The organism is Streptomyces sp. NPDC047880, assembly GCF_040706515.1.
GTDB lineage: Bacteria > Actinomycetota > Actinomycetes > Streptomycetales > Streptomycetaceae > Streptomyces.
The window spans coordinates 184,155-195,610 of the sequence record NZ_JBEZOK010000001.1 but is presented as its reverse complement, the minus strand read 5'-3'; the positions used below and the strand labels follow the sequence as shown (position 1 = coordinate 195,610).

Here is an 11,456-nt window from a genome sequence, read left to right as displayed (position 1 = left end):
TCAGTAGCCCGACGGCCGCACCAGACCCGACTCGTAGGCGAACACCGCCGCCTGCGTGCGGTCCCTCAGGCCCAGCTTCACCAGGATCCTGCCGACGTGGGTCTTCACCGTCTGCTCGGCCACGAACAGGTGCCGGGCGATCTCCGCGTTCGACAGGCCCTGCGCGATCAGCGAGAGCACCTCCGTCTCCCGCTCGGTCAGATCACCGACGCGTTCCTTCAGCGGGGCGCGGGGCTTGCCGTCGAGCCGGGAGAACTCGGCGATCAGCTTGCGGGTGATGACCGGGGCGAGCAGCGCCTCCCCGGCCGCGACCACCCGGACCGCCTCGGCGAGCTGCTCGGACGACGCGTCCTTCAGCAGGAACCCGGAGGCTCCCGCGCGCAGCGCGTCGTACACGTACTCGTCGAGGTCGAAGGTGGTGAGCACCAGCACCCTCATGTCCGGGTGGGCCGCGGTGATGCGCGCGGTGGCCTCGATGCCGCCGATGCCGGGCATGCGGATGTCCATCAGCACGACGTCCGGGACGAGCTCGGCGGCCGCGGCGACACCGCCCTCACCGCTCTTCGCGTCGCCGACGACCTCCATGTCCGGCTGGATGCCGAGCAGCACGGTGAAGCCCTGCCGGACCATGGCCTGGTCGTCGACGATGAGAACCCGGATGGGTTCGCCGGTGCCACTCGTCATGAGGTCCCTCTCCGGGGGGTGGTTCGGTGGTCGGTGCCCGGGGTGTCGGCGGGCGGGGTGTCCGGGAGGAAGGCGGTGACCTTGAAACCGTCCCAGTGCCACGGGTGTGCCGTCATCGTGCCGCCGAGCATCGCGACCCGCTCCCGCATGCCGAGCAGTCCGTGCCCGGCGCCCGTCGACGGCGGGGGCGGCCCGGTCGGGCGGCCGTTGACGATCTCCACTTCCAGGCCGTCCGTCTCGTAGGTGAGACGGACCGTGATCCTCGCGCCGGGCGCGTGCCGCAGGGCGTTGCTCAGCGCCTCCTGCACGATCCGGTACGCCGACAGTTCCACGCCGGGCGGCAGCGGGCGCCGCTCGCCCCGGATGTCGGTGACGACCTCGCGGCCGACGGCCCGGGTGTTCTCCACCAGCACGTCGAGCCGGTCGAGCGTGGGCTGCGGGGCGTGCGGCGTGGTCCCGTCACCCGTGCCGGTGAACGGCTCCTCCGGTCCGGAGTGCTCCGAGCGGAGCACGCCCAGGACGCGGCGCAGTTCGATCAGGGCCTCCAGAGCGTTCTGCCGGATGCCCGCGAGGTTCTCCCGGAGCTCGTCGGGCGGGTTCTCGACGAGGTGCGGGGCGACCTGCGCCTGGATGGAGATGACGGACATGTGGTGGGCGACCACGTCGTGCAGTTCCCGCGCGATGCGGCTGCGCTCCTCCAGCAGGGTGCGCCGGGTGCGTTCCTCGGCGGTGAGGGTGGTCTGCTCGACGAGTTGCGCGCGGGCCTCGCGGCGGCCGCGCAGGGCGGTGCCCAGTATCACGACGACGGTGAGCAGGGAGACCGCGAGCACACTGGTGGTGTCGTAGGGCTCCTCGGTCCCCAGACTCTCCAGGACGTAGGTCACGAGCCAGGTCACCGTCAGGGCCGCCACCGCCGCGCGGGTCGGCACCCGCAGGGCGAGCAGCAGGAGCACGAGCATCTCGGCGATGATCCCGGCCGCGGTCCAGGGCCAGGTGTAGGTCTCCAGGTCGAAGCCCATCCGGGTGCGCACCGTGGCGGCGCCCAGGGCGAACAGTCCCAGGGACAGCCACCAGGCCGGCACCGGCCGCCACAGTCCCAGCACCATGGCGCCGCCCTGCCCGCCCGCGATCAGGAGGGCGAGGCCGGAAGGAAGATGCCCATTGCCCGTCATGTCGCCCGTGCCGCCGAGCGTGACGCCGAAGGCGGCCAGACACACCAACCCGTGCGGCAGCCACCGCAGCCATGTCGACGGCGGCAGCGGATCGACCCGGACGGTCCACAGGTCCTCGCACACACCCCGCAACCAGCCTGTGACGCGCGCTCGCAGCGCGCGGCCCACCCCCGTGTCCATCACGCGGCTCAGCCTAGACATGGCGCGCCCGTGCCGCTGCGTCCCGGCCGGACGGACGGTGCGCCCGCACCACCCGCGAGGCGCGCTCCCGTCCGCCGCCGGTCCGCCCGCCGCCGGTCCGCCCGATGCCGCTCCGCCCAGTACCGCCGCGTTCGAAGAAGCGGAAGGCGGCCCAGCAGACGGCGAGGGCCGACGCGAACACCGGCAGCCACAGCAGCCGAAACCCGACCCAGCCGAGACTGTCGGGCGGCGTGTGCAGGCCCGGCAGCCTGCCCGCGAGGAGGCCCGTGGCGGTCGTCGCCATCATGGCCGTCTGGTGCCAGAGGAAGACGGTCATCGCGGACAGGTTGACGAGCGCCACCGCCGCCCACGCCACGGGCCGTCGCATCGCGTGCCGCAGCCGATCGCGCAGCAGCAGGGCGGCACCGCACTGGGCCAGGCCGAACGTGACGACGGCCAGTGTCGGCGGATTCAGGTTCGACAGGCCCTGGCCCGGGACACCGACCATGGCGGCCGGATAGCCCGCCCACGCGACGAGCACCGCGGTCGCCGCCGCACCGCCGACGAGCAGGGTCCAGCCCGCCCGGCGGCCCTCCAGCTCACCGCGGGTCCAGGCCGCGCCCAGCGTGTACGGCACCGTCCAGGCCGCCAGCACGTTCACCCAGCCCAGCCAGGAGGGGCCGCCGAGGCCGAAGCGCAGCAGGTCCACGTGCAGCACGACGGCCAGCGGCCACAGCGGGTTGAGCCGGGCCAGCAGCGGGGTCGCCGCGGTCAGGCAGGCGAACACCAGGAGGAACCACATCGGGGACAGGGCCAGTTTCACCAAGGTCCGCACCGTGCCGTATTCGGTGCCCGACAGCAGCAGCGCGACGGCGGCGACCGTCCACAGGCCGAGGACGGCGGCGACCGGCCTGAACAGCCGGGACAGCCGGTCCGTCAGCCACCGGTGGTACGGGACACCACGGGCCCGCGCCGAGGCGTGACCGCGGGTGGCGACATGCCCCCCGACCAGGAAGAACACGGCGAGCGTCTGAAGCATCCAGGAGACGGGGGCCAGCCACGGCATGTGCTGCAGCGGGCTCGCCGTGCGCAGGGTGCGGCCGTCGGACACCAGGGCCGTGACGAACCAGTGGCCCAGGACGACACCGAGGACGGCGGCGGCCCGCAGGGCGTCCACGGCCCGGTCGCGGCCGGGCGGGGTGGCCGCGCCGACGCGGCCGGCGCCCCGGCACACTCCCTGCCGGACCGCGCGTACGCCGATGTCAGTCATGGGTCACCGCCTTGGTCTCGCCCAGGACGATCCGGGCCAGGTTGGTCAGGGAGGCCGAGCCGGGGCTGAAGTACTCGCTGTGGCCGGCGTCGCCGGCCGCGAAGACCCGGGCGCCGAAGGCCGGGGAGACGGGGTCCGTACCGAAGCCGGCGGTGGCACCGAAGAGGTCCACGCTGAGGTGCGGTACGTGCTCCACCCAGTCGTCGGCGCCCCGGGCCGCCCAGACACGGGCCCGGGTGTGCAGCCCGGCGGCGGAGTCCGCGCCGGTGCCGGGGCTGCCGACGAGCGCGATGTCGTCGACGGCGAGCCCGGCGGCGGAGCGGCCGCAGACCACCGAGCCGTAGGAGTGGCACAGCAGCGCGATACGCGCTCCGGGGCCCGCCACGGCCCGCAGATCGCCGACGAGTGCCCGGAGCCGCGGGGCCGCCTGCTCCGCCCTGCCGGTCGTGGTGACCGTCGTGCTGACCGTGCCCGGCGTCTCGTAGCCCAGCCAGGCCACGACCGCGGTGCGGGTGCCCGCCGGGGCCTGCCGGGTGAGCTGCCGGTGCAGGGCGACGGCCGCCGCGCGGAACCGGCCGTAGGTGTCGAGGCTCGTGTCGGAGCCGGGGACCAGGACGGCGATGCGGCCGGCCCGGGCGAGGTCGCCGAGGACCTCCGTCACCAGGCCGGGGCCGCGACCGTCGAAGCGGAGCAAGTGCCGTTTCGAAGAAGCCAGTTGACGATCCGTCGTGGCTCGGGCCCGGTCGTGGTGGGCCGCCGCCATACGGGCCGCCTCGGCGGCGTTGGCCCGGTTGGCCGCGTAGGCCCGGTCGAGCGTCGACGCGCGCAGCGGTGCGAGGGAGGAGGGGGCCGGGGCGGGGGTCTGCGGGCGTACGGCCGCGGAGAGGGGGAACACCACCGCACCCGTGACGAGGGCGGCGAGCGCGGCACGGCGCCATCGGCCGGCGCGGCGCCTGCCGCCGTCATGGTGGTACTGCGGCGCGGACCCCATGGTCGCCCCCCTCCAGCGCACCCGTCCATCGGGCCTGCGTGAAAGGGAAGTTACGGATCAGGAGGCCTCGTCCGCGTCCCACCGGGGAACTCACCTGCGGCGTAGCTCTCAGGTACTACGGGTATGACCGGGGACCGGTCCCCGGGCCGGCGGAGGGCGCCGCCGTACAGGCGGAAAGCCGTGCGGTGCGCGCCGCTCACCAGGCCAGTTGCGCGATCTCCTCCACGACGACCGCGCACGCGTCCGCCGCCGGGTCGATCAGCGGGAAGTGCCCGACGTCCTCCAGGAGCGTCACCCCCACCATCTCCCCGGCCTTCGCCGCCGCCTCCGCGTACGACTCGGCGACCGCCTGCGGCACGTCGAGATCCGTGCGGCCCTGGACCAGCGTGGTGGCGATGCCGGTGGGCAGCAGCAGCGACGGGTCCGCGTACGGCTGCCGCTCGGCGAAGTGCTCGTCCCCGCCCAGGAGTTGGCGAGCGGCACCGCCGCACACGTCCAGCTTGTCGGCGACGGCCAGATCCGCGATCGGGGCGAGGGCGACGACACCGCGCAGCGACACCGGACTGCCGCTGCGCCAGGGCGAGCCGGCCGGCAGGACGTGCCGGGCGGCGCCCCACAGGGCGAGATGCCCGCCCGCCGAGTGACCGGTGAGGACCGTACGGCGCGGGTCGGCCTGCGGCAGCACTTCCCGTACCAGCGCGGGAAGGGCGTCCAGCGCCGCGGCGACGTCGTCGAACGTGTCCGGCCAGCGGCCCGCGACCGAGTCGCCGTCGCCGCCGCGCCGGTACTCGACGCTGGCCACGGCGAACCCGCGGCGGGCGAGGACGTCGGCGAAGGGGCTGAGGTGACGCCGGTCGTACGGCGCCCGCCAGGCACCGCCGTGCAGCGCGACGACGACCGGGGCCCGCCCGGGGCCGCCCGCCCGGCGCGGTGCGAAGAAGTCGATCACCTGGTCCGGGTGGTCGCCGTAGGCCGCGGTGGCGTCGGGGTCGACGGGCGCGTGGGAGAAGGCCGACTTCTCCTCGGCAGCGGCCCGTGCTGCTGCGACGTCGTCCGTCATGCTCCAGCCCTCCAGCGATGAACCGTACGGGGCAGACCGGTTGAGGGGGTCAGCCGTTGGCCGGGACGGTACCAGGCACGTGACATGCGCCGACATGCAGATGTCACGCTCGGTGAAGCTCGGACGGGTCGTCGCGGGCCGGGACACCACAGGGCCGTCCCGGCCCGCCGCCGCTCAGGCCAGCGTCCGCGCCAGCACCCGCGCCGCCCGCTCCACGTCGGCGAACCCGACGTACAGCGGGGTGAAGCCGAACCGCAGCACGTCCGGCGCCCGGAAGTCACCCACCACGCCCTGCTCGATCAGACGCTTCATCACGGCACCCGCGTCGTCACAGCGCAGCGCGATCTGGCTGCCCCGCTCCGCGTGCGCCACCGGCGTCAGGCACTCCACCCGGCCCGCGGGCACATACGCCGCCACGCACTCCAGGAAGAAGTCCGTCAGCGCCAGGGACTTGGCCCGCACCGCCTCGACCGGCACCCCGTCCCAGACCTCGAGGGCCGCCTCCAGGGCGAGCATGGACAGGATGTCGGGCGTACCGACCCGGCCGCGCGGGGCGCCGGGGGCAGGTTCGTAGCCGGTGCGCATCCCGAACGGCTCGACGTGCGAGTTCCAGCCGGGCAGCGGCGAGTCGAAGCGGTCCTGCAGCTCCCGCCGCACGTACAGGTACGCCGGTGAACCGGGTCCGCCGTTCAGGTACTTGTAGGTGCAGCCGACCGCGAGGTCCACGCCGTGCTCGTCGAGCCCGACCGGCAGTGCGCCCGCGCTGTGGCACAGGTCCCAGACGGCGACCGCCCCGGCCTCGTGCGCGGCCGCCGTCAGCGCGGGCAGGTCGTGCAGCCGGCCCGTGCGGTAGTCGACGTGGTTGAGGAGCACGGCCGCGGTGCGCTCGCCCAGCGTGCCCGGCACGTCCTCCGGGGCCACGGGCCGCAGCGTGCAGCCGGTCATGCGGGCGGCGGACTCGGCGATGTAGCCGTCGGTGGGGAAGGTCGTCGCGTCGACGAGGATCTCGTCCCGGCCCTCCCCGGCCATCCGCACCGCGCCCACCAGCGCCTTGAAGACGTTGACGCTGGTGGAGTCGCCCACGACGATCTGCCCGGACGCCGCCCCGACCAGCGGGGCGATCCGGTCACCGATCCGCTCGGGCGCCGTCCACCAGCCGCTCTCCTCCCAGGACCGGATGCGCAGCTCGCCCCACTGGCGGCGTACGACGTCCTCGACCCTGCCGGGGACCACGGCGGGCAGCGCGCCCAGCGAGTTGCCGTCGAGGTAGACGCCCGCGGCGTCAGCCGCACCATCGGGCGCAGTGTCGAGGACGAACTCCCTGCGCTTGCCGCCCAGTTCGTCGACGGCGTCCAGCTTCCGCGCACGCTCGGACAGCTCGGGCGGCTCGGTCGACCCGGTCGGCTCAGACATAGGACCGCGCCGTCCACAGCTCGGGGAACACGTTCTTCTGCGCCCGCTTCTCCAGCCAGGCCACTCCCGCCGAGCCGCCCGTGCCGGTCTTGGCGCCCATCGCGCGACGGGTGGCGACCAGGTGGTCGTTGCGCCAGCGCCACACCAGCTCGGCGACATCGCTCAGCGCCTCGCCCAGCCGGGCGACCTCGTCGCTCTCGTCGCCCGAGTAGACGGCCGTCCAGGCCGCCTCCACCTGCGGCGACGGCTCGTAGCGGCGCGAGACGTCCCGCCGCAGCACGGCCTCCGGGATGTCGTGCCCGCGCCGCGCCAGCAGCCGCACGACCTCGTCGTACAGGCTCGGCTCGTGCAGCGCCTTCTCCAGCTCGGCGTGCACGCGCGGCGCGCCCCGGTGCGGGACGAGCATCGACGCGGACTTGTCACCGAGCAGGAACTCCATGCGCCGGTACATCGCCGACTGGAAGCCCGAGCCCTCGCCGAGGGCGCTGCGGTACGAGTTGAACTGGGCCGGCGTGAGCTGGGCCAGCGGCTTCCAGGAGTGGTTGAGCGCCTCCAGTTCGCGGACGGACCTCTTGAGCGCGGCGATGGCGGTGGGGATGTCGTCCCCCCTGAGCGCGCCTGCCGCCGTCTCCCACTCGTGGACGATGACGGTGAACCACAGCTCCATCACCTGGGTCGTCACCAGGAAGACCATCTCCCCGGGGTCGTCGGAGAGGGTGTGCTGGAGGTGGGTGAGTACGTCCGCCTTGACGTAGTCCTCGTACGGCGTCGTGCCGTGGAAGTCGAGATGCGGGGTCTCGGGCTCGTGAGCCTCGTGGGACATCGCTGTCTCCTGCGTATAACTCCGGGTAGCGGTCCGCCCCTGCCGAATCCGACACGGGGGCCCCGGTCCCCAGGGGGCATCTTGCGCAATCGTCCTGCGAAACGCAATCGTCCCCCGAAACCGCGAGGCCCGCCTCATGCGGACGGGCCTCGCGTACACCGGCCGTGTCTCAGCCCAGGACCTGCGCCGCCGTCGGCGAGGAGTCCTTCAGGAACTGGGAGCAGCGCTCGTACTCCTCCTGCTCGCCGATCGCCTGCGCGGCGCGGGCGAGGGCGTGCAGGGCACGCAGGAAGCCGCGGTTCGGCTCGTGCTCCCACGGCACCGGGCCGTGGCCCTTCCAGCCGTTGCGGCGCAGCGCGTCCAGGCCGCGGTGGTAGCCCGTGCGGGCGTACGCGTAGGACTCCACGGCCGCGCCCCGCTCGAACGCCTCGTCGGCGAGCTGCGCCCAGGCGAGCGAGGAGGTGGGATGCGCACCGGCGACCTCGACGGACGCGGCGCCCGCCGCGAGCATTTCCCGCGGCCCGGGGTCATCGGGGAGGTGGGTCGGGGGCGGGCCCCCGAGCAGGTTCTCGTGAATGGACATGCCTCAAGTCTGAGGCATCGCGAGGGGCCCGCTACCCCAGCCGCTTCCGCACCGGCTCCCCCTCCAGCGGCGGTGCCGTGACACCCCCGTGCCGCAGGCATTCCGGCCGCTTGCAGTCCGGCGGTGGCCTGCGCACCACCGCGGCCGCGATCACCGCCCCCACCACCAGCGACCCCGCACACCACCCCATCGCCTTCCCGAAGGCCGTGTCGAAGGCGGCCGGCTCCCGGTACGCCTCCTCCCCCATGCCCACCAGCAGCGGCAGCGCCGCCACCGCGATCAGGCCCGCCGCCCGGGCCGCCGCGTTGTTGATGCCGCTCGCCAGCCCGGCCCGCACCACGCTCACCGAGCCCAGCACCGTCGCCGTCAGTGGCGCCACCAGCGTGACCAGGCCCAGCCCGAGCACCACCAGCGCCGGCAGCACATCGGCGAGGTAGGACGCGCCCGGCCCGACCCGCAGCATCAGCAGCATCCCGGCCGCGCACAGCAGCGGCCCCACCGTCAGCGGGATCCGTGGCCCGATGCGGTCGGCCAGCTCCCCGGAGCGCGCCGACAGCAGCAGCATCAGCACGGTCGTCGGCAGCAGGGCCGTACCGGCGGCGAGCGCCGAGTAGCCGACGACCACCTGGAGCTGGAGCGCGGCGAGGAAGAAGAACCCGCCGAGGGCCGCGTACACGCACAGCGTGACGAGGTTGACGGCCGTGAACTGCCGGGACGCGAAGATGTCCAGCGGCATCATCGGATCGGGCCGGCGCCGCTCGACCGCCACGAACGCGACGGCAGCGGCCAGCCCGGCCACCGCCGAGAAAACCACCACCGCGCCGCCCCCACCGGCCTCGATCAGCGCGTACGTCACCAGCGCGAGGGCCAGCGCCCCCAGCACCGCCCCGAGCACGTCGAACCGCCCGTGGGCCGAACCGTCCCCCGACTCGGGGACGTGCCGCAGCGCCACCGGCACGCACACCAGCGCCAGCGGCACGTTCAGCAGGAACACCCACCGCCAGCCCGGCCCGTCCACCAGCCAGCCGCCGACGAACGGCCCGACCGCCGCCCCGATCCCGCCGAAGCCGGACCACAGGCCCACCGCCCGCCCCCGGTCGTCGGGGTGGAAGGACGCCTGGATCAGCGCCAGCGACCCGGGCGTGAGCAGCGCCCCGCCCACCCCTTGGAGGGCACGCGCGGCGATCAGCACGCCAGCGTTCGGCGCGATCCCGCACAGCAGCGACGCCACCGCGAACCACGCCACGCCGACGACGAACACCTTCCGCCGCCCGAACCGGTCCCCCAGCGCCCCGCCCAGCAGGATCAGCCCGGCCAGCGTGACCATGTAGGCGTTGACCGTCCACTGCAGGGCTGACAGGTTCGCGTCGAGATCGCGGCCGATGCGCGGCAGGGCCACGTTGACGACGGTCGAGTCCAGCATCGCCATGCTGGACCCGAGGACGGTGGTGAGCAGGACCCACTTGCCCTGCGGTGAGGCCAACCGGACATCGGGCATGCAGGGAGCATACGGAAGAGCCCGGCACCCGAGGAGGTGCCGGGCTCGACGCGAGCGGCGGGACTTACTTGATCTTCGTGCCCGTGGAGCGCAGGTTGCCGCAGGCCTCGACGACACGCGCGGCCATGGAGGCCTCGGCCAGCTTGCCCCAGGTGCGCGGGTCGTAGGTCTTCTTGTTGCCGACCTCGCCGTCGACCTTCAGGACGCCGTCGTAGTTGCGGAACATGTGGTCCGCGACCGGGCGCGTGAAGGCGTACTGGGTGTCCGTGTCGATGTTCATCTTCACGACGCCGTTCTCCAGCGCGGTGCGGATCTCCTGCTCGGTGGAGCCGGAGCCGCCGTGGAAGACGAAGTCGAACGGGGAGCCCTTGCCGAACTTGGCGGCGACGCCCTCGTTCAGCTCCTTCAGCAGCTCGGGACGCAGGACGACGTTGCCCGGCTTGTACACACCGTGCACGTTGCCGAAGGACGCGGCGAGCAGGTAGCGGCCCTTCTCGCCCAGGCCGAGGGCCTCGGCGGTGCGGATCGCGTCGTCGACCGTGGTGTAGAGGGAGTCGTTGATCTCGTGGGAGACGCCGTCCTCCTCGCCACCGGTCGGCGTGATCTCCACCTCGAGGATGATCTTCGCGGCACGGGCCTGCTCCAGCAGCTCCTGCGCGATGGAGAGGTTGTCGGCGAGGGTCTCGGCCGAGCCGTCCCACATGTGCGACTGGAACAGCGGGTTCAGACCGGCCTCGACACGCTTCTGGGAGAGCGCCAGCAGCGGGCGTACGTACCCGTCGAGCTTGTCCTTGGGGCAGTGGTCGGTGTGCAGCGCGATGTTCACCGGGTACTTCTCGGCGACGATGTGCGCGAACTCGGCCAGGGCGACCGCGCCGGTGACCATGTCCTTGCTGTACTGACCGCCCAGGAACTCGGCGCCACCCGTGGAGATCTGGACGATGCCGTCGCTCTCCGCCTCAGCGAAACCGCGCAGGGCCGCGTGCAGGGTCTGGGTGGAGGTCACGTTGATGGCCGGGTAGGCGAACTTTCCTGCCTTCGCCCGGTCCAGCATCTCGTTGTAGACCTCGGGAGTTGCGATGGGCATGCGTCCGCTCCTTGTATCTGCGGGTTGACGTACTGCTTTGTCTACGGCCCTGACCTAGACCTTGGGGTGCGACGTCATCGTCGGCCCCATCTTTCCAGACTTGGCCGGAAGGTCCAGGCCACCGTCCACGCCCTGGTCAGTCGAGGCCCAGCTCGTCCTTCGAGAAGGCGAAGAGATACGGCACCCCGGCGCCCTCCTGGATCTTCTCGGCGGCGCCGGTCGCCCGGTCGACGATGGTCGCGACGGCGACGACCTCGGCCCCGGCCTCGCGCACGGCCTCGACGGCGGTGAGCGGGGAGCCGCCGGTGGTGGAGGTGTCCTCGACGACCAGCACGCGGCGGCCCGCGATGTCCGGGCCCTCGACGCGCCGCTGCAGGCCGTGGGCCTTCGCGGCCTTGCGCACGACGAAGGCGTCCAGGCGCCTGCCGCGCGCGGCGGCCGCGTGCAGCATGGCGGCGGCGACCGGGTCGGCGCCCATGGTCAGGCCCCCGACCGCGTCGAACTCCAGTTCCCCGGTCAGGTCGAGCAGCACCTGGCCGACCAGCGGGGCTGCCTCGCCGTCGAGCGTGATGCGCCGGAGATCGACGTAGTAATCGGCCTCGAGACCCGACGACAGGGTCACCTTGCCGTGCACCACGGCCTTGTCCTTGATCTGCTGCAGCAGCGCGCCGCGTGTGTCCGTCATGGCGCCCAGC

General features: G+C 73.3%; 11 protein-coding genes. All 11 read right to left on the bottom strand.

Going from position 1 to position 11,456, the window contains the following annotated elements; genetic code table 11:
- Complete coding sequence (locus AB0937_RS00985) at positions 1 to 684, bottom strand: response regulator transcription factor (RefSeq protein ID WP_366708831.1); 684 nt, start codon at positions 682 to 684, stop codon at positions 1 to 3.
- Positions 681 to 2,036: a sensor histidine kinase gene (locus tag AB0937_RS00980; protein ID WP_366709325.1), complete on the bottom strand. Its 1,356-nt coding sequence runs from the start codon at positions 2,034 to 2,036 to the stop codon at positions 681 to 683. The genes AB0937_RS00985 and AB0937_RS00980 overlap by 4 nt, the downstream gene beginning before the upstream one ends.
- 13 nt (positions 2,037 to 2,049) lie before the next feature.
- Complete coding sequence (locus AB0937_RS00975; protein WP_366708830.1) at positions 2,050 to 3,306, bottom strand: acyltransferase; 1,257 nt, start codon at positions 3,304 to 3,306, stop codon at positions 2,050 to 2,052.
- On the bottom strand, positions 3,299 to 4,297 hold the full coding sequence (locus AB0937_RS00970; protein WP_366708829.1) for an alpha/beta hydrolase: 999 nt from the start codon (positions 4,295 to 4,297) through the stop codon (positions 3,299 to 3,301). Before AB0937_RS00970 ends, AB0937_RS00975 begins: the two co-directional genes overlap by 8 nt.
- A gap of 196 nt (positions 4,298 to 4,493) precedes the next feature.
- Complete coding sequence (locus tag AB0937_RS00965) at positions 4,494 to 5,357, bottom strand: alpha/beta hydrolase (protein WP_366708828.1); 864 nt, start codon at positions 5,355 to 5,357, stop codon at positions 4,494 to 4,496.
- A gap of 174 nt (positions 5,358 to 5,531) precedes the next feature.
- Positions 5,532 to 6,770, bottom strand: a complete 1,239-nt coding sequence (kynU, locus tag AB0937_RS00960) for a kynureninase (protein WP_366708827.1) — start codon at positions 6,768 to 6,770, stop codon at positions 5,532 to 5,534.
- The gene (locus AB0937_RS00955) at positions 6,763 to 7,593 is read right to left on the bottom strand and encodes a tryptophan 2,3-dioxygenase family protein (RefSeq protein WP_366708826.1); all 831 of its coding nucleotides are present in this window, start codon (positions 7,591 to 7,593) and stop codon (positions 6,763 to 6,765) included. Before AB0937_RS00955 ends, kynU begins: the two co-directional genes overlap by 8 nt.
- A gap of 169 nt (positions 7,594 to 7,762) precedes the next feature.
- On the bottom strand, positions 7,763 to 8,176 hold the full coding sequence (locus AB0937_RS00950) for a DUF3151 domain-containing protein (protein ID WP_190198187.1): 414 nt from the start codon (positions 8,174 to 8,176) through the stop codon (positions 7,763 to 7,765).
- Positions 8,177 to 8,207: 31 nt separating this feature from the next.
- Complete coding sequence (locus AB0937_RS00945; protein ID WP_366708825.1) at positions 8,208 to 9,674, bottom strand: MFS transporter; 1,467 nt, start codon at positions 9,672 to 9,674, stop codon at positions 8,208 to 8,210.
- Between the two features lie 64 nt (positions 9,675 to 9,738).
- On the bottom strand, positions 9,739 to 10,761 hold the full coding sequence (gene fbaA, locus AB0937_RS00940) for a class II fructose-bisphosphate aldolase (protein WP_366708824.1): 1,023 nt from the start codon (positions 10,759 to 10,761) through the stop codon (positions 9,739 to 9,741).
- Between the two features lie 136 nt (positions 10,762 to 10,897).
- The gene (gene pyrE, locus AB0937_RS00935; protein WP_366708823.1) at positions 10,898 to 11,446 is read right to left on the bottom strand and encodes an orotate phosphoribosyltransferase; all 549 of its coding nucleotides are present in this window, start codon (positions 11,444 to 11,446) and stop codon (positions 10,898 to 10,900) included.
- Positions 11,447 to 11,456: the final 10 nt, after the last annotated feature.

Excerpts from the sequence above, each read along its gene's own strand:
- AB0937_RS00950 (WP_190198187.1), bottom strand. The coding sequence starts at position 8,176 with ATGTCCATTCACGAGAACCTGCTCGGGGGCCCGCCCCCGACCCACCTC.
- fbaA (WP_366708824.1), bottom strand. The coding sequence starts at position 10,761 with ATGCCCATCGCAACTCCCGAGGTCTACAACGAGATGCTGGACCGGGCG.
- kynU (WP_366708827.1), bottom strand. The coding sequence starts at position 6,770 with ATGTCTGAGCCGACCGGGTCGACCGAGCCGCCCGAGCTGTCCGAGCGT.
- AB0937_RS00945 (WP_366708825.1), bottom strand. The coding sequence starts at position 9,674 with ATGCCCGATGTCCGGTTGGCCTCACCGCAGGGCAAGTGGGTCCTGCTC.
- AB0937_RS00975 (WP_366708830.1), bottom strand. The coding sequence starts at position 3,306 with ATGACTGACATCGGCGTACGCGCGGTCCGGCAGGGAGTGTGCCGGGGC.
- AB0937_RS00980 (WP_366709325.1), bottom strand. The coding sequence starts at position 2,036 with ATGGACACGGGGGTGGGCCGCGCGCTGCGAGCGCGCGTCACAGGCTGG.
- AB0937_RS00955 (WP_366708826.1), bottom strand. The coding sequence starts at position 7,593 with ATGTCCCACGAGGCTCACGAGCCCGAGACCCCGCATCTCGACTTCCAC.
- AB0937_RS00965 (WP_366708828.1), bottom strand. The coding sequence starts at position 5,357 with ATGACGGACGACGTCGCAGCAGCACGGGCCGCTGCCGAGGAGAAGTCG.
- pyrE (WP_366708823.1), bottom strand. The coding sequence starts at position 11,446 with ATGACGGACACACGCGGCGCGCTGCTGCAGCAGATCAAGGACAAGGCC.
- AB0937_RS00970 (WP_366708829.1), bottom strand. The coding sequence starts at position 4,297 with ATGGGGTCCGCGCCGCAGTACCACCATGACGGCGGCAGGCGCCGCGCC.
- AB0937_RS00985 (WP_366708831.1), bottom strand. The coding sequence starts at position 684 with ATGACGAGTGGCACCGGCGAACCCATCCGGGTTCTCATCGTCGACGAC.